A 16,955-nucleotide genomic window follows, 5' to 3' on the forward strand; every position below is an offset into this window, starting at 1 on the left:
TTTCCTCGGCGCCGGTGGCGGCTAGCGCACGCGCTGCTCTTGTGCGGCTGGCTGACGGCCACGCTGCCGGCCTTCGGGCAGGGCCCCGCGCCCATCACCGGCGCGGTGCGCGACCCCGCCGGGGGCCCCGTAGAGTTTGCCACCATCACCCTGCACCGGGTGGCCGATTCCGCCGTGGTGAAGTCGGAGTTCAGCGATGCGCAGGGGGCCTTTGCGCTGCGGGCCCCGGCCGGCACCCGCTACCGGGTATCGGCGGCGCAGGTGGGCTACGTGCGCTACTGGAGTGCCCCGTTTGAGCTGCCCGCCGCGGGGCTGGCCCTGCCCCCGATAAGCCTGCGCACCAGCGCCGCCACGGCGCTCCGGGAGGTGGTGGTGCTGGGCCAGAAACCGCTGTTCGAGCACCTGGCCGACCGCACCGTCGTGAACGTGGAAAACTCGCCGCTGGCGGCCGGCAACACGACGCTGGACGTGCTCGCCCGGGCCCCCGGCGTGACCGTGGACGGCAGCGACAACCTGGCGCTGCGCGGCCGGCAGGGCCTGCTGGTGCTCATCGACGGCAAGCGCCAGCCCATGACGGGCACCGAACTGGCCGACTACCTGCGCACGCTGCCGGCCGAGCAGCTCAAAAGCATCGAGCTGATTACCAACCCGCCGGCCAGCTACGACGCGCAGGGCACGGCCGGCGTTATTGCCATCAACTTCAAAAAAGACCAGCGCCAGGGCGCGAACGGCAGCGTGAACCTGGGCTACGGGCGCGGGGTGTACGGCCGCCTGACCACCGGGGCCACCCTGAACTACCGGCGGGGCAAAGCCAACGCCTACGGCACGTACACCTACGCCGACCGCAGCACGTACCTGCGCCTGGCCAGCCACCGGGTATTTTATGGCCAGGGCCAGCCCACCGGCGGCAGCCAGCAGGAAGACTACCTCGCCACCCGCACCCGGGCCCACAACTGGAAAGCCGGGGTGGACTACGCCTTCACTAGCCGCACTACGCTGGGGGCGGCCCTTACCGGCCAGGCGGCCCGCAGCACCGGCCAGGGCACCAACGCGGTGACGCTGCTGGACGCCAGCGGGGGCCCCAGCCGCGCCCTGGTATCCGGCGCTTACCGCAACGCGAACACCCCCAACCTGGCCGCTAACCTGAACCTGCGGCACGCCTTCGCGGACTCCAGCAACAGCCGCGCCCTGACGGCCGATGCCAACTACGCCGCGTACCGCCTGGGCCGGCAGCAAGGCCTGTCGGCCCTGCCCGAGGCCGGCAGCGGGGCCCCCACCCTGCTGAGCAGCGACCAGACGGGCCGCCTCACCTTGCTCACCGGCCAGCTTGACTACGTGCAGCCCCTGGCCCACCGCCGGCTCTTGTCCGGGGGCCTCAAAGTCAGCCGGGTGCAGTCCGGCAACGACGCTGTTTTTCAGCAAACTGCCAACGGGCTGACCACCCTGGACACGGCGCAAACCAACCAGTTTCGCTACACCGAAACCGTCCGGGCGGCCTACCTCAGCTGGCAGCAAACCGGGGCCCGGGCCACCTGGCAAGCGGGCCTGCGGGGCGAACAAACCACCGCCCAGGGCGTGCAGGAAGTGGGCAACCAGCGTTTCGACCGGCAGTATATTCAGCTGTTTCCCAGCGCCTCGCTCAAGTACACGTTTTCGCCCAAGCACGAACTGACTTTTGCCCTGAGCCGCCGCCTCGACCGCCCCGGCTACGACCAGCTCAACCCCTTTCGCATCTACCTCAACGCCACCACCTACCGCTCGGGCAACCCGGCCTTGCTCCCCCAAACCAGCTACAACGCCGAAGTGACGCACACCTACCGGCAGAAATACACCGTCGGCCTGAGCTACAGCCGCACGCAAGCCCCCATCCTGATTGTGGTGCAGCCCGCCACCGCCACTAGCCGCTTCGTGCTGGCCCGCCCCGTCAACCTGGGGCCCCAGCACTACGCCGCCCTCACCCTGACCGTGCCGCTGACGCCCACCAAGGCCTGGTCGATTTACAACAGCGCCGTTTTCTACTACAGCCGTTTCACGGGCGAGCTGGCCGGCACGACGCTCAACCGGGCAAAGCCTTCCCTCAACCTGAGCAGTACGCACACCCTCGCGCTGGGCCACGGCTGGAGCGCCGACCTGAGCGCCACCTACCAGTCGCCCGAAGTGTACGGCTTTATCACCTCCCGCGCCAACGGCGACGTGACCCTGGGGGCCCAAAAAAGCCTGCTGAAGGGCCAGGGCACCCTAAAACTCAACGTCACGGACGTCCTGTACACCAACCGAAACATCGCCACTTCCACCTACGACAACTACGTGGAAAACTTCACGCAAAGCCGCGATTCCCGGGTTGCCACCCTCTCGTTCAGATACCGCCTGGGGCGCGGCCAGGCAGCCGCCAACCGCCGCGCGGACGGCGCGGAAGAGGAAAAACGGCGGGCCGGCGGCCAGTAGCGGCGTTGGTTTGAGAGTTGAGCTGGGCGGTGCCAGTTTTGCTAGCGAACCTACCTGGCAATCCGTGCCCGGCCGTTGTCAACAGGGCCCCCAGCCCACAAAAAAGCCCCCGCTGCCGGGGTGGCAACGGGGGCTTAAGGGAGCAAATGCGCCGGGGCCGCTTACCAGATTTTGGCGCGGTCGGCCTGGGCACGCATCATCTTGGCCCCGTCCTGGCAGCCGAAGGCTTTGTAGAACTCGGGCATGTTTTGCAGGGGCCCAATGGTGCGGAACTGGTTGGGCGCGTGCGGGTCGGTGAGGATGCGCATGCGGGCGGCCTCGGGGCGCATGTTGCTGCGCCACACCTGGGCCCAGCTCAGGAAAAAGCGCTGCTCGGGCGTGAAGCCGTCGAGCTTGGCTTGCTCCTTGGCCTGGGGGGTTTTCTCAAAGGCCTGGTAGGCGATGGTGAGGCCCCCGAGGTCGGCGAGGTTTTCGCCCATCGTCAGCTTGCCGTTCACGTGCACCGAATCGAGGGGCGAGTAGGCGTCGAACTGCTTGCCTACCACGGCGGCGCGGGCGTTGAATTTCTCGCCGTCCTCCTTGGTCCACCAGTCCTTCAGGTTGCCCTGGGCGTCGTACTGGCGGCCTTGGTCATCGAAGCCGTGGGTCATTTCGTGGCCAATCACGGCACCGATGCCGCCGTAGTTCACCGCGTCGTCGGCCTTGGGGTCGTAGAACGGCGGCTGGAGGATGCCGGCCGGGAACACGATTTCGTTCATGCCCGGGTTGTAGTAGGCGTTCACGGTGGGCGGCGTCATGCCCCACTCGGTGCGGTCAATCGGCTTGCCGAACTTCTTGAGGTTGTCCTTGGCGGCCCAGGCGCGGGCGGCCAGCACGTCGTTCAGGTAGCTTTCGCGGCTGATGGTGAGGGCCGAGTAGTCCTTCCACTTATCCGGGTAGCCAATCTTCACGGCGAAGGCGTTGAGCTTCTTGATGGCCTCCACTTTGGTGGGGGCGCTCATCCACTCCGTGGCGTTGATGCGCTCGGCGTAGGCGGTGCGCAGGTTCTCAATCATCTCCTTGGCGCGGGCCTTGGCGGCGGGCGAGAAGGCCTTCTCCACGTAAATCTGGCCGAAGGCTTCGCCCAGGGCCCCGTCGGTGCTGCGCAGCATGCGCTTCCAGCGGGGCTGCTGCTTTTTGGCACCGCTCAGCGTTTGCGAAAAGCGGAACGACTCGTCAACGAATTGCTGCGGCAGGGCCCCCATCAGGCTGCTGGTGAGGTGCCAGCGCAGGTAGGTTTTCTGGTCGAGCAGCGGCTCGGCTTTCAGCATGGCGCTCACTTCCTTCAGGAACGCGGGCTGGCCCACAATCACTTCCTTGGCCGTGCCCAGGCCTTCGGTTTTCAGCATCAACGGCAGGTTAAGGTTCGGAAATGCCTTATTGGCCTGGGCCACCGTCATTTTGTTGTAGTTGGCGTAGGGGTCGCGCAGGTCCACGGGCTTTTTGCTGGCCTTGGCCAGGCGCGTTTCAATGCGCATCACGGCGGCGGCGTGGGCCTTGGCGGCGGCGTCGAACTCGCCGAGCAGCTTAAAGGTGTTCACCAAATACGTCTGGTACGCGGCGCGGATGGATTTCGAGCGCGCATCGTCGTCGAGGTAATAGTCGCGGTTGGGCAGCGTGAGGCCCCCTTGGTAAAACTGCACCGCGTACTGCGAGCTGATTTTGTCGTCGGGGCTCACGCCCGACTCAAACCAGGCGCCGCCGAGCGACACGGTGGGGTCGGCGAGCAGGCGCTGCATCTCGGCCAGGTTTTTCACCGCGTCGATGCGCTTGAGGTGCGGCTCGAGGTAGCGCAGGCCGGCCGTGTTGATGGCGGCCGAGTCCATGGCGGCGGCGTAGAAGTCGCCCACCTTTTGCAGGTTCGAGCCCTTAGCGGCCGTGGGGGCCTGCTGGGCCGCCTCGTCGAGGATGGCGCGCAGGGTGGCGTTGTTGTGCTCGGCTAGGATGTTGAACGAGCCCCAGGCGCTCTCGGCGGCCGGAATGGGCGTGTTCTTCATCCAGTTGCCCGACGTGTAGTGGTAAAAGTCGTCGCAGGGGTTCACCGACGTGTCCATGCCGGTCAGGTCGAGGCCCACGCCCTTCACCACGGGGTCGGCGGCCGGGGCGGCGGCAACGGGGGAGGCGACCGGCGCGGGCGCGGCGGCCGTGGGGGCGGGCTTGCTGCCGGCGCAGCCGGCCAGGGCCAGCGCGGCAGCGGCCACGGCCGCCAGGGGCAGGTGGGATGCTTTTGACATAAAAAAATAAGAAGAAAAATGAGGGGAGGCGCCGCAGCCGGCGTCCGCGCCAAAATTGTGTGGGCGCAAAGTAAAGGCCCAAAGCACATAAGCCGCGCCGGGCCCGGCCAGGGCCCCGGGGCCCCAAAACCTGCGGGGCCCCCGGCCTGTATCTTGCAGCCATGCCGCTCTACAACCGCCGTTCCGAAGCGCCCATTCCCGTGCCTACGCCGCCCGCCCCGCTGGGGCTGGCCGAGCTGCTGGCCCGCGTGCGCCTGGCCCTGCACCGCCAGTTCCCTGAGTCGTACTGGGTGGTGGCCGAGGTGGCCGACCTCACCAAGCCGCGCTTTGCGGGGGGCCACTGCTACCTCACCCTCACCGAGCAGGCCACCGATGAGCGCGGCCAGCCCGCCAAGGCCCAGGCCCGCGCCACGCTCTGGAGCCAGCGCTACCAGCAGGTGGTGCCCGCCTTCGAGGCGCACACCGGGCAGCCCTTGCGCCCGGGCCTGCGGCTGCTGCTGCGGGTGCAGCTGCGCTTCCACGAGCAGTACGGGCTGAGCCTCGACGTGCTGGCCCTCGACCCCAGCTACACCGTGGGCGAGCTGGCCCGCCAGCGCCTGCTGGCCCTGCAAACCCTCGAAATAAAGGGCCTGCTGGAGCGGCAGAAGCGGCTGGCGCTGCCCCTGGCCCCGCAGCGGCTGGCCGTCATCTCCTCCCCCACCGCGGCGGGTTTCCAGGATTTTGTGCGCCAGCTCGAAGAAGCGCCCTACGACTTCGCCCTTACCCTGTTCCCGGCCATGATGCAGGGCGACGAGGCCCCCGCCAGCATCCGGGGGGCCCTGGATGCGGTGCGCGGCCGGCGCCGGCAGTTCGAGGCCGTGGTAATTATCCGCGGCGGGGGCAGCAAAACCGATTTGCTGGCCTTTGACGACTACGGCCTGGCCGCCGCCGTGGGGGCCTTCCCGCTCCCCGTGCTCACCGGCATCGGCCACGAGCGCGACGAAGCTCTGGCCGACCTGACGGCGCACCGGGCCCTAAAAACCCCGACCGCCGTGGCCGCCTTTCTGGTCGAGCGCCTGGCCCGGGTTGATGGGTTGCTGCAACACCTGGCCACCGAAATCCGCGCGGCCGCCGGCCACCACCTGCGCCAGCACCACGCCCACCTCGACCGCCTCACCGCCCGCGGCCGCGCCGCCGGGCAGCGCCACCTGGCCGCCGCCCGCACCGCCCTGTACCAGCGCGCCCGCCAGGCTGCCCAGGGCCCCCGCGAGCAGTTGCGGCAGCAGGCCCAGCGCCTCGAACGCTTCCGCTACCAGGTGCCGCGGGCGGCGCGCCGGGCCCTGGCCCACGAGCAGCAGCGGCTGCGCCAGCGTGCCCGGGCGCTGCAGCAGCGCTTCGCCCGCCACCACCGGCGGCGGCGCGAGCACCTGCTGCGCCTGCGCTACCAGCTGGAGCTGGCCAGCACCCGCCTGCTGCACCGCGCCGAAAAGCGCCTTTGGGCGCTGCAAGCCAAGCGCTAATCTATTAGTTGTCAGTTGCTCGTTGTCAGTTATTAGCTGATTGACAATGGGTAACTAACAAAGAGCAACTGAAACTAACAACTACCCTATGCCCACCTACGCCGAATCTTTAGCCGAACTCGAAACCATCCTGCGCGCCCTCGAAACCGACGCCGTGGACGTGGACGACCTCACGGCCCGCGTCGAACGCTCGGCCGAACTCATCCGCCTCTGCCGCCACAAACTGCGCCACGCCGAAGCCTCGCTCGACCGCGTATTTGACGACCTCGACAACGACGAAGAGGGCCCCGAGCCCGACGAGGAAGACGACGAAACGGACGACGAAGAAATCCCAGAGGACGATACCGACGAGGAAGAGGACGATGAAGACGGTGGCGACAGCGAGGACGACGAAGACGACGACCGCGACCAAGCGGGCGGCGCCGGCCGCCCCGCCCCGCCCGCCTGGAAGTTTTAGCTCCAAACCAAGGCCCGCCCCGTGGCGCTACAGCGCGTAGCTCACCGAGAGGCGGCCGTTGGCACCAGCTTGCGGCACCCAGTAGTACAGCCCGTTGCGCTGCCAGGGCGTGGCAATGAGGTCGTGGTTCAAAAGGTTATTGACCAATAGGTTCACCTTGAGGTGGGCCGACTGCCAGCCCACGCCGCCGTCGAGGCGGAAGTAGTCGGGCGTGGCGCGCGGGGTGGCCACAGCGTAACGCTCGCCCCGGCCGGCCTGGTACTGGTAGCCGAGCGAAAAGCTCAGGCCGCGCACCAGCCGGGCGGGCAGCTCGTAGTTGAGCCAAGTGTTTTGCACGTGCTTGACGTAGAGCGGCGTGCGGGCCCCCACCAGCAGCGGGTTCGCGTCGGCGTCGATTTTGGAGTCGTTGTAGGCGTAGTTGACGACCACGTTTAGGCCGCGCACTACCTGGCCCACCACGTCCACGTCTACGCCCTGGGCATGGTTTTCGCCCACCTCGATGCGGTAGAGGCTATTGTTGGGGTCGGTGGCCACAATGCTGGAGCGCTTGATGTAGTACACGGCCACGGCCGACGTCCAGCGCCCATCGAACCAGTTTTTCTTGAGGCCCAGCTCGCGGTTGCTGCCCCGCAGCGGGGCAATGGCCGCGCCGGCGCTCGTGGTGCCGGCCTGGGGCACCAGCGTACGGTCGTAGAGCCCGTATACCGACAAGCTGGGCAACAGGCTGTAGCTGAGCCCCAACCGCGGCGTGAGCACCTGGTCGCGCGAGGCGCTGACCACGCCCGACACCAAGTTGCTGGTTTGCACCGCCGTGTAGCGCAAGCCGGGCGTGATGCGCAGCTTGTCGCCGAGCAGCGCCACCTCGTCGAGGGCGTAGGCCGAAGCGTAATTCACGGTTTGCTCGGTGTTGCGGGCGGCCAGGCCCTCGGGCGCGCGGTAGTCCGGCACCGCGGCGCCGTACGCGGGGGCATTCACGTCGAGCGGGTAGTACACGAGCGCGCCACTGTCCGTTTTGTTGTACTCCACGTAGCTGGCGGCCAGAAACTTTTTCTGGTTGGCATCGACGCCGGCCAGCAGCTGGTGGGTTAGGGCCCCGGTGGTAAACTTGCCGTTCACAAAGGCTTGCTGCGACAGCACTTGCGAGCGATTGAGGTCGTACTTAGGGTTGCGCAGCAGCACGCTGGGGTTGGCCGCGTTGGCGCCCGTCACCCAGAGGTAAATGCCCTCGGCGTTGTCCACCAAAAAGGCCCCGCGGGCCGTGAGCTGCCAGTTGGGGCTGAACCGGTGCCCAAGCGTGAGAAACCCCGAATGGTCCTGCACCCGGATGGGCGGCAGGCTGGCCTCGCTGATAGTGAAGTCGCGGGGCAGCGAGCCGTAGCCGTTGGGCGTCATCACGATGGGGCTGTACAGGCCGTAGCTGAAGGCCTGAAACGTGTACTCGGCCGCCAGGTAGGTGCGGTCGCTGAGCTGGTACTTCAGCACCGGCGCCACCAGCAGGCGTTTGTTGAAGTCGCCCTGCACGAAGGAGTTGCTGCGCATGGCCATGGCGTTGAGGCGGTACTGCAGCTTGCCCGACTTGGTGAGCGGGCCGCCAAGGTCGGCCGCCAGGCGGTAGAAGTCGTAGCTGCCCAGCAGGGCCGTGGCCGCGTAGTGCGGGGCGTCGGTGGGCTGCTTCGTCACGGTATTGAAGCTGCCGGCCGGGTCGCCGATGTTGTTCATAAACGACGAGGGCCCCTTCACAAACTCCACCCGGTCGATAACGGCCGCGTCGTCGGGCACGGGGCCCCGGTAGATGGGCGTCAGGTCCACGCCGTTGCGCAGCGAGGCAATCTGGCCGCCGCGCATGAAGAGGTAGGGCCCTAGGTTGTTGGAGATTTCGAGCCGCGTTACGCCGCTCACGTTGCGGCTCACGCCCTCGGTCATATTAAAGCTGCCCTGGTCAAAAATTACCTCCGGCGTCACGGCCTGGATGTCTTGCGAGAGCGCCAGCAGCGGGGTTTGCAGGCGCAGCGCACTCGACACGGTTTGGGTGGTGTACTGCCGGTAGTACTTCGAGGTGACGATGGCCTCGCCAAGCGTAGTGGCCCCAGCCGCCGCCAGCCCAACGGTGAGCGGCTGGCTCGCCCCGCTCACCTGCACCAACTGGGGCAAATAGCCCAGGTGGCTGACGGTGAATGTGGTAATGGCCGTGCGGCCGCGCAGCTCGAAGCGGCCGGCGCTGTCGGTGGTGGCCACCTGGCTGGCCTGCGGGCTGCTGACGGTGGCCCCGCCGAGCGGCGAGCCGGCCCGGGGCCCATCGGTTTCGCGCACCACGCCGCGCACCACGCCGCGCACCACCGTTTGGGCAAAAGCAAGCGAGGACAATAGGAAAAGAAAGCAAGCAAGTACAAGTTTCATAGACAAAAGCCAGGCAAAACCACGGGCCAGCGGCCCGGGGTAATTGGTGAAAAAGCATGAGAGAAATGGCCGGCGGCCCCGCACCAAGGCGGGGCCCCCAGCCGTGGCGCAGCGGGCACCTAGCGTCCGGCCCGCGCAGCACCAACCAGGCGCGGCCGGCGCCGGTACCACAGCGCAAAGCCCGTGAGCGCCAGCAGGCCTGGCGTGAGGCCCACCACCACGTAGAGCACGCGCATGGGCAAGCCGCCGAAGGTGCCGAAGTGCAGGGGCCCCATCAGCGCCTCCCACTGCGCGGGCCAGGCGGCCTCCCAGGCCCGGCGCACGGCCCGCACGCGGCCGGTGGTGGCATCTACCTGCACCGCCGCACCTGCCCCCCAGGGCAGTGCATGGCCGGGCACCGTGCCGTCAACCTCAAATGGGGCCCCCGGCTGGGTGGGCAGGCGGATGCGGGTGGGCACCAGCGCCGGGTAAGCGGCCCGGGCCGTGGCCAGCAGCTCGTCCACCGGGCGGGCCATGAGCTGGTTGGGCGGGGCCGGGTGGGTTTGCGCCCGCCAGGCGGCGGGGTCGAAGCCGAACAGGTTCATCCAGAAGCCCGTGAAGCAAATCAGGGCGTTGAGCAGCAGGGCCCAGGTGCCCACGTAGCGGTGCAGGTCGGAGGCCAGTACGCGCCAGTTGTGGCGGCGCAGCGGGGCGCGCAGCGTCAGCACCTTGCCCAGGTGCTTGCGGTACACCACCGCGCCCGTTGCCACCGAGGCCAGCAGGGCCAGGCCCAGCACGGCCGTGAGCAGCACGCCCCCCATGCCCAGCTGAAAGCAGAAATGAAACTGCAACAGCCAGTTGAGGGCCCCGCCCGCCAGCCCGGTGTTGGGCCCCTCCTGCAGCACCCGGCCCGAGTAGGGGTCGACCCACACGCTGGCCAGGTCGTAGGTGTTGGGATTACCGTCGTTGCCGTAAAGGCGAAACTCGTAGCTGTCGCCGGGCTGCTGCGGAAACCCCACAATGGCCATCTTCTTGAGGGCCGGGTAGCGCCGGCCCACCAGCCGGTACAGCGAATCGAGGGGCACGGCGGCGCGGCCGACCGGCGGCGCGGCCACCCGGGGCGCCAGCAGCTGGTCCAGCTCGGGCTTGAAAACCAGGGCGGCCCCACTCAGGCCTAGCAGCAGCAGCGGCACGCCCGTGAGTAGCCCCAGCCAGCTGTGCCACCGGAAAAGCCGCCGCAGCCAAGTGTTCTTCAATGTGCTCATACAAGCATTGCGTCTTGATGGAAAAGGATTTTGAGCCGGGCGCTGGGGCCCTTAGCGCAGCGCCCGGGCCGAGTCGAGGGCGGCTGTGGTGCGCTGGTCGATTTTCCGCAGCACGGGCAACTGCTGCTGCCAGTAGGCCGCCACCTGGGCCCCCGAGTGGCTGGTAGAATCGGGCGCGTGGGCGTTGTGCATCCAGTCCATCATTTGCCCATCGGCCGCTTCGAGGGCGGCCACGGTGCGGCGCAAACGGGCGGCCCGGCCCGGGTTGGCGGGCTTAGCGGTGCCCAATTGGGCCAGGGCCCCGGCCAAGCGCTGGCGCTCGGCGGCCAGGGCGTCCATGCGGTTCATGGCGGCGTCGTGCAGGCGCATGGCCTGGGCGTAGGGGCCCTGGCCGGCAGCGGCAGCGGGTGTAGCGGCCATGCCGGCCATGTGGTCGTGCTCCGCCATCATGCCGGGGCTATTTTCCATCAAATCGGGGCCGGTGCCGCTGGCGGTGGTGGCGGGTGCGTCGGGGGCCGACGCGGGCTGGCAGCCGGTGGCCAATAAGGCCAGCAGGCTGCCAAACAGCAAACTATTTTTCACGCGGAGGGGTGCCGGGCGATGGCCCGGGCGTTCAGCCAAGAAATTGATTCACAACCAGAACAGCCCTTTGCTACGCGCAGCCCCGCCGCTCCTGCTCGGAGCTGGGCGCCGAGGGCTGGGCCGGGCAGAAATGCCCCGGCCGGCCTCGGCTACGCAAGCGCTGGCTCACCGGGGCCCTGGGGGCCCGGCTGCGCAACGGCTGTTTCGCAATGTAGAAGTTGGCTTTACGCCTGGGGCGGGCGGAACACGCCCAGCGGGGTGCGGGCGGGGGCCCCGACGGGCCGATAGGCGGCGTGGCCGGCGGGGGCGCTGGCCCAGCGCACGGGCGCCCCCGGCACCAAGGCGCGGAACGCCGAGGGCAGCATTTCCAGCTTTTCCTTGAGGGCGTTGGGGGCCTTGGCTTCGCGGTCTTCCTGCTGCTTGAGGCGCTTGGCGAAGTAGCACTTGCCGTCGCAGTGCAGCTGGGGCCGGGCCTTGTTCACGCAGAAGCGCGCCGTGATGGTGGCCCGGTTCAGCGCAAAATCCACCACCAGCAGCTCGCGGCTGAAGGTTTGCAGCAGCACGAGGGCTACGAGGAAATGGGCGAAGAATGCCTTCAAGGCGGGGCCGAACGGTGGAAGCGCAAAGGTAGGGCCCCCGGGCGGCAATGTGGCCGCCAAAAAGCGCCCGGTGGGCTGCCCAGGGGTTAAAACACGGCGCACTTTTGAACCAATAGCGGGGGCCAAGGCCAGAAACCAAGTGATAGTATATTAATATCCGACTATTATTTAGTAACTAGCCATTAATCTTCTAGCCCTCACTTTTATTCCCATGCGCAAGCTCTTCCCCCTGCTACTGGCCCTGGCCTTGGTCGCGCGTTCGGCCGCGGCCCAAACCGCCTTGCCGCCGCTCATCGACCGCGAGCTGCTGTTTGGCGACCCCGAAATTTCGGGGGCCCAACTCTCGCCCGATGGCAAGTTCCTGTCCTTCATCAAGCCCTACCACGGCACCCGCAACCTGTGGGTGAAGGAGTTGAAAGCGCCCTTCGCCAGCGCCCGGCCCCTGACCAATGACCAGGCCCGGCCGGTGCGCGACTACTTCTGGAGCCGCGACAGCAAGTACCTGCTGTACGCGCAGGACAAGGGCGGCGACGAAAACTTCAACATTTACGCCGTGGACCCGGCGGGGGCCCCGGCCGCCGGCCAGGCCGTGCCCGCCGCCCGCGACCTCACGGGCCTGAAGGGCGTGCGGGTGCAGATTCTCAACGTGCCCCTGGCCGACCCCAACGTGCTCTACATTGGCCTGAATGACCGCGACAAGGCCTGGCACGACCTCTACAAACTGAACTTGGCCACGGGCGCTAAAACGCTGGTGCGCCAGAACAACGACCGCATCGGCAGCTGGGTGTTCGATTGGAACGACCAGCTGCGGCTGGCCGCCCGCTCGAACCCCGACGGCAGCACCGAATGGCTGCGCGTGGAAGGCGAGAAAATGACGCCGTTCTACAAAACGTCGATTGACGAGGCCAGCAGCATTGAAGGCTTCGCCAAGGACAACCAGCACGTGTACCTGGCCACCAACCGCGGCGCGGCCCGCGACCTGGTCGAAATTGTGCTCCTCGACCCCGCCACCGGCCAGGAGCAGCCCTACCAGGCCGACCCGCTGAAGCGCGTGGACGCGGGCGAGCTGCTGCTCTCGGAGAAAACGCACGAACCAGTGTACGTGGGCTTTGAGGACGACCGGATGCGCCGCGTGTGGAAGGACAAGGCCTTTGAGCAGGACTTTGCCAACGTGGGCCGGCAGCTGCCGGGGTTGGACGTGCGCCCGGTGTCGAACACCACCGACGAGCGGCTGTGGCTGCTCTCGGCCAGCGCGGCCACCCAGCCCAGCGTGGCCTACCTCTTTGACCGCCAAACCAAGCAGCTCACCAAGCAGTACGAAACCTGGCCCCAGCTGCACGCCGCCGACCTGGCCGACATGAAAGTGGTGCGCTACAAGTCGTCGGACGGCTTGGAGATTCCGGCGTACCTGACCTTACCCAAGGGCGTGCCGGCCAAAAACCTGCCCGTTATCGTGGTGCCCCACGGCGGGCCGTGGTCGCGCACGGCCTATGGCTTCAGCGCCATGCACCAGTTCCTCGCCAACCGAGGCTACGCGGTGCTTTCGCCCAACTTCCGGGCCAGCACCGGCTACGGCAAGCGGTTTCTGAACGCGGGCAACGGCGAGTGGGGCCGCAAAATGCAGGACGACCTGACCTGGGGCGTGAAGTACCTGGTGGCTGAGGGCCTGGCCGACCCGCAGCGGGTGGGCATCATGGGCGGATCGTACGGCGGCTACGCCACGCTGGCCGGCGTGGCCTTCACCCCCGATTTGTACCGCGCGGCCGTGGCCATCGTGGCCCCGTCCAACCTGACGACTCTGCTCAATGCCATTCCGCCCTACTGGGAGGCCGGACGCAAGCAGATGTACGCCCGCATGGCCGACCCCGGTACCGCGGACGGCCGGGCGGCCCTGGCCCGCATGTCGCCGCTGGGCGCGGCTGATAAAATCAAAACCCCGCTCATGGTGGTGCAGGGCGCCAACGACCCGCGGGTGAACAAGGCCGAGGCCGACCAGATTGTGGTGGCCCTGCGCGACCGCAACTACCCCGTGCAGTACCTGCTGGCCCCCGACGAAGGCCACGGCTTCGCCCGCCCCGTGAACAACCTGGCCATGTACGCGGCCGCCGAGAAGTTCCTGGCCGGCCAGCTGCACGGCCGCTACCAGGCCAGTATGTCGCCCGCCGTGGCCCAGCGCCTAGCCGAAATAACGGTGGACCCCAAAACCGTGACGCTAGCCGCGCCGGCAGTGGTGAGCAAGTAGTCAGGTAACTGAGTCAGCACCAAAAGCCGGGGCCCCAACCTGCACAGGTTGGGGCCCCAGCTTTTGACGTTAGGCGCGGGCGGCGGGCGCGGGCCGGTGGGCCCGCCCAGGCTGGTAGTGCACGCCGCCGAACCAGTACAGCATCAGGGCCCGGGAGTAGCGCAGGGCCAGCGGGGTGCAGGCGGTGGCCACGGCGCCCACCCCCACGATGTACACCCACAGCGCCGGGTCGCCGGCCAAGAAGTAGAGCGCCGCCGTGGTGACGGCAAAAATGGCCACCGAAAAGGCATAGCTCACGAACATGGCGCCGAAGTAGAAGCCCGGCTCGGGCTCGAACGCCTGGCCGCACACGGGGCACGCGGCGGGCATGTCGGCAAACTTGGTGAGGTGGTAGGCGGGGCGCGAAAACAGGTGGCCTTCGTGGCAGCGGGGGCAGCGCAGGGCCAGCAGGGCGGCGGCATCGGATGCAATAGGAGCCATAAGTGACAGGGCATTTTTTACCCTACAAAGGTCCGGCGGCCCGGCCGGGGCCCCCAGCCCAATTGCGGGCACCTACCGGACAAATCAACGATTACCCCCCGGCCGGCGGGTGTTGGCGGAAGTCCTCCGGCGTTTGGCCCGAGTACTTTTTGAAGTAGCGCGTGAAGTACGAGGCGTCGTCGAAGCCCAGCGCGTCGGCCACCGCGGCCACGGGCTCCGCCGAGTGCACCAGCCGCCGCTGCGCCTCGGCCACCACCCGCTCGTGGATCAGGGCGCTGGCGGTTTTGTTGAGCACGCGCCGGCACAGGGCGTTGAGGTGGTTGGCCGTGAGGGCCAGGCGGCCGGCGTAGAAGCCCACCGTTTTCTCGGCGCGAAAGTGCGCGTCGAGCAGCTGGCCGAAGGTGCGCACCTGCTGCGCGGCCAGCGCCGTGGGGTGCGGGGCGGCCTGCGCGGCGTAGGGGCGCGCGGCCAGCTCCAGCACCAAGTACAGGTAGGCCCCCACCACCTCGTACTGGTTATCGGCCGGCGCCTCTTTTTCCGCCAACATGCTGGCGAATAGGGCCCGGATGGTGGTTTCGTCGGGCGGCAGGTACAGCACGGGGGCCCGGGCGGGGTCGAAGAACGGGTAGGCCGCCAGGCGGTCGGCCGGGTACTGGCGCAGGTAGAAGGCAGCGCTGAAGAAGAAGATGTAGCCCCGCGCCTCGGCCGGCAGGGCCCAGCTGTGGGCCTGCCCGGGCGTGAGGAAAAACAGGCTGCCCGGCCGCAGGTCGTGGGTCACCAGGTCGATGGTGTGCGTGCCGTGGCCGTGCGTGACGTAGAGCAGCAGGTAGAAATTGTGGGCGTGCGGCGTGCTCACGATGGGGTAGCGCACGAGGTGGTCTTCGAGCCGCTCCACGTAGTAGAAGTGTGCCCGGCGGTCATCGGCCGGAAACTGGTCGAGGCCCAGCACGGGCAGCGCGGTTTTTTTCATGGCGTGGCAAGTAAAGGCAGGGCCCCGGCGGCCGGTCGCCGAGGCCCTAAACGGGCAGCTCCGGGGCCCTACGGCAACTCAGTGGCTGGGTTCCAGAACAGCTTTTCAAAGTCCACCACCGCGTCGTCGGCCACTTGCACACCCTCGGCTTCGAGGCGCTCCTGCATGGCGGTGGGCGTGGGGAAGTGGCCGCGCCCAGTGAGCTGCCCCAGCCGATTTACGACGCGGTGGGCAGGCACGGCTTCTTCGCGGCGCAGGGTGGCGGCGTCGAGGTTGGCGGCCATCAGGGCATAGCCCACGGTGCGGGCCCCGCGGGCGGCCCCCAGGTAGTGGGCAATGGCGCCGTAGCTCGTGACGCGCCCCGGCGGCACCAGGCGCGTGACGGCGTGCACGTCGGCGAAAAAGTTGCGCTCCGGCGGCGGAGCGGCGGGCGGCAAGGCGGGCGTTTTCATGGGCTGAAAGTAAGGCGCGGGCGGCGGGCGGGCGGTGCAACCCCGGCCGGGGGCCCCCGTCCTTGCCTTTCGCTGAACCCAACTACTGGGGGCCCCGTTAGCAGGGCGCGCGGCCGGTTCCCGCTGGCCGCTAAGCAATTCGTTTTCATGGGCGTTGTCTTCCGCGCCCCCACCTTCCAGCCCCGGCCCGCCGCTTGCATTATTTCCCTTCCCTGCGCTTTCTGCCCTCGGCCCGCCCCCTGCTGGCCTGCACCACCCTGGCCCTGCTGGCCGCCTGTGGCTCCAAGGCCGACGAAAAAGGCGGCAAAGACGCCAAAAAGAACAACGGCCCCGCCCTGGTGGACGTGCTGGTGGCCCGCCCCTCGGCCGTGACCGACTCCATCGAGGCCAACGGCGCGGTGGTGGCCAACGATTTCGTGGAGCTGCACCCCGAGGTGAGCGGCCGTCTCACGTATCTGCAAGTGAACGAGGGCCGGCGCGTGGCCAAGGGCAGCGTCATTGCCCGCATCAACGACGCCGATTTGCAGGCCACGCTGCTGAAAACCAGGGCCCTGCTGCAAGTCTCGCGCCTCTCGCAAAGCCGGCTGGAGAAGCTGCTGAAAATCCAGGGCGTGAACCAGGCCGACTACGACCTGGCCGTGAGCCAGGTGCGCAGCAACGAGGCCGACGCCGCCTACACCCAGGCCATGCTGGCCAAAACCGTCATCCGGGCCCCCTTTACCGGGGTGCTGGGCCTGCGCCAGGTGAGCCCCGGCGCCTACGTAACGCCCACCACCGTCATCGCCACGCTCCAGGCCGACACCAAGCTCAAGGTCGATTTCACGCTGCCCGAGGCCAACGGTGGCGTGGTGCACCCCGGCTCGGTGGTGCTGGTGCGCCTGGCCGGCACCCCGCCGCGCCGCTACCCGGCCACGGTCATCGCCCAGGAGAGCCAGCTGAACCAAACCACCCGCAACCTCACCGTGCGGGCCCAGCTGCCGGCCGGCGCGCAGGCCAGCCCGGGGGCCTTCGCCAAGGTGAGCGTGAGCACCGGCTCGGCCCGCCGCAGCGTGCTGCTGCCCACCAACGCCATCATGCCCGGCGACAAATCGGACCAAGTGGTGTTGGTGAAAAATGGCAAAGCCAAGATGCAAAACGTGCGCACCGGCGACCGCAAAGACGACCAAATCGCCGTCATCAGCGGCCTGGCCGCTGGCGATTCGGTGGTGACTAACGGCGTGCTCTTCACCCAGCCCGGCAAGCCGGTGAAGGTGCGCAAGGCCACGGCGAAAAAGTGATTTAGGGCCCCCGGGGCCCGGCGGGGCAACGCCGCCCC

The 16,955-nt window shown here is 68.0% G+C and carries 13 protein-coding genes; 5 read left to right on the forward strand and 8 right to left on the reverse strand.

What is annotated here, in order from left to right:
• The first annotated feature begins 39 nt into the window (after positions 1 to 39).
• Positions 40 to 2,445 carry a TonB-dependent receptor gene (locus EAH73_RS02585; protein WP_240047110.1) on the forward strand — a complete coding sequence of 802 codons (2,406 nt, stop codon included), beginning with the start codon at positions 40 to 42 and terminating at the stop codon, positions 2,443 to 2,445.
• 161 nt (positions 2,446 to 2,606) lie between these two features.
• Here the strand turns inward: EAH73_RS02585 and EAH73_RS02590 are convergent, their stop codons facing one another.
• On the reverse strand, positions 2,607 to 4,718 hold the full coding sequence (locus tag EAH73_RS02590; RefSeq protein WP_140464909.1) for a M13 family metallopeptidase: 2,112 nt from the start codon (positions 4,716 to 4,718) through the stop codon (positions 2,607 to 2,609).
• A gap of 161 nt (positions 4,719 to 4,879) precedes the next feature.
• Between EAH73_RS02590 and xseA the strand changes: the two genes are divergently transcribed.
• Both xseA and xseB read left to right on the forward strand, forming a co-directional pair.
• Positions 4,880 to 6,217, forward strand: a complete 1,338-nt coding sequence (xseA, locus tag EAH73_RS02595) for an exodeoxyribonuclease VII large subunit (RefSeq protein ID WP_140464911.1) — start codon at positions 4,880 to 4,882, stop codon at positions 6,215 to 6,217.
• An 88-nt stretch (positions 6,218 to 6,305) separates the two neighbouring features.
• Positions 6,306 to 6,674, forward strand: a complete 369-nt coding sequence (gene xseB / locus EAH73_RS02600; RefSeq protein WP_140464913.1) for an exodeoxyribonuclease VII small subunit — start codon at positions 6,306 to 6,308, stop codon at positions 6,672 to 6,674.
• A gap of 27 nt (positions 6,675 to 6,701) precedes the next feature.
• Here xseB and EAH73_RS02605 read toward each other — a convergent pair whose 3' ends face one another.
• The 4 genes from EAH73_RS02605 to EAH73_RS02620 all read right to left on the reverse strand — a co-directional run bounded on the left by EAH73_RS02605 (position 6,702) and on the right by EAH73_RS02620 (position 11,496).
• A complete protein-coding gene (locus EAH73_RS02605) occupies positions 6,702 to 9,038 on the reverse strand; it encodes a TonB-dependent siderophore receptor (RefSeq protein ID WP_161599425.1) in 2,337 nt (778 codons plus the stop codon).
• Positions 9,039 to 9,190: 152 nt separating this feature from the next.
• A complete protein-coding gene (locus tag EAH73_RS02610) occupies positions 9,191 to 10,315 on the reverse strand; it encodes a PepSY-associated TM helix domain-containing protein (RefSeq protein WP_140464917.1) in 1,125 nt (374 codons plus the stop codon).
• Positions 10,316 to 10,366: 51 nt separating this feature from the next.
• Positions 10,367 to 10,897 carry a hypothetical protein gene (locus EAH73_RS02615; RefSeq protein WP_140464919.1) on the reverse strand — a complete coding sequence of 177 codons (531 nt, stop codon included), beginning with the start codon at positions 10,895 to 10,897 and terminating at the stop codon, positions 10,367 to 10,369.
• 224 nt (positions 10,898 to 11,121) lie between these two features.
• Positions 11,122 to 11,496, reverse strand: a complete 375-nt coding sequence (locus tag EAH73_RS02620; protein WP_140464921.1) for a hypothetical protein — start codon at positions 11,494 to 11,496, stop codon at positions 11,122 to 11,124.
• 211 nt (positions 11,497 to 11,707) lie between these two features.
• On the opposite strand from EAH73_RS02620, the gene EAH73_RS02625 reads away from it, so the two are divergent.
• Positions 11,708 to 13,738 carry a S9 family peptidase gene (locus EAH73_RS02625; protein WP_140464922.1) on the forward strand — a complete coding sequence of 677 codons (2,031 nt, stop codon included), beginning with the start codon at positions 11,708 to 11,710 and terminating at the stop codon, positions 13,736 to 13,738.
• 69 nt (positions 13,739 to 13,807) lie between these two features.
• Here EAH73_RS02625 and EAH73_RS02630 read toward each other — a convergent pair whose 3' ends face one another.
• The 3 genes from EAH73_RS02630 to EAH73_RS02640 form a co-directional block, all read right to left on the reverse strand.
• Positions 13,808 to 14,218 (reverse strand): DUF983 domain-containing protein, encoded by a 411-nt coding sequence (locus tag EAH73_RS02630; RefSeq protein WP_240047111.1) that lies wholly within the window; start codon positions 14,216 to 14,218, stop codon positions 13,808 to 13,810.
• A gap of 91 nt (positions 14,219 to 14,309) precedes the next feature.
• Entirely contained in the window at positions 14,310 to 15,188 is an 879-nt protein-coding gene (locus tag EAH73_RS02635; protein WP_140464924.1) for a helix-turn-helix transcriptional regulator, read from the reverse strand.
• A gap of 68 nt (positions 15,189 to 15,256) precedes the next feature.
• A complete protein-coding gene (locus tag EAH73_RS02640) occupies positions 15,257 to 15,640 on the reverse strand; it encodes an MGMT family protein (protein WP_140464926.1) in 384 nt (127 codons plus the stop codon).
• A 194-nt stretch (positions 15,641 to 15,834) separates the two neighbouring features.
• On the opposite strand from EAH73_RS02640, the gene EAH73_RS02645 reads away from it, so the two are divergent.
• A complete protein-coding gene (locus EAH73_RS02645) occupies positions 15,835 to 16,917 on the forward strand; it encodes an efflux RND transporter periplasmic adaptor subunit (RefSeq protein WP_205012953.1) in 1,083 nt (360 codons plus the stop codon).
• Positions 16,918 to 16,955 lie beyond the last annotated feature (38 nt).

It is taken from the genome of Hymenobacter nivis (genome assembly GCF_006439025.1).
In the GTDB taxonomy this organism is placed as follows: domain Bacteria; phylum Bacteroidota; class Bacteroidia; order Cytophagales; family Hymenobacteraceae; genus Hymenobacter; species Hymenobacter nivis_A.

Coding starts and splice junctions, on each gene's coding strand:
- EAH73_RS02590 (WP_140464909.1), bottom strand. CDS start 4,718: ATGTCAAAAGCATCCCACCTGCCCCTGGCGGCCGTGGCCGCTGCCGCG.
- xseA (WP_140464911.1), top strand. CDS start 4,880: ATGCCGCTCTACAACCGCCGTTCCGAAGCGCCCATTCCCGTGCCTACG.
- xseB (WP_140464913.1), top strand. CDS start 6,306: ATGCCCACCTACGCCGAATCTTTAGCCGAACTCGAAACCATCCTGCGC.
- EAH73_RS02610 (WP_140464917.1), bottom strand. CDS start 10,315: ATGAGCACATTGAAGAACACTTGGCTGCGGCGGCTTTTCCGGTGGCAC.
- EAH73_RS02625 (WP_140464922.1), top strand. CDS start 11,708: ATGCGCAAGCTCTTCCCCCTGCTACTGGCCCTGGCCTTGGTCGCGCGT.
- EAH73_RS02630 (WP_240047111.1), bottom strand. CDS start 14,218: ATGGCTCCTATTGCATCCGATGCCGCCGCCCTGCTGGCCCTGCGCTGC.
- EAH73_RS02635 (WP_140464924.1), bottom strand. CDS start 15,188: ATGAAAAAAACCGCGCTGCCCGTGCTGGGCCTCGACCAGTTTCCGGCC.
- EAH73_RS02640 (WP_140464926.1), bottom strand. CDS start 15,640: ATGAAAACGCCCGCCTTGCCGCCCGCCGCTCCGCCGCCGGAGCGCAAC.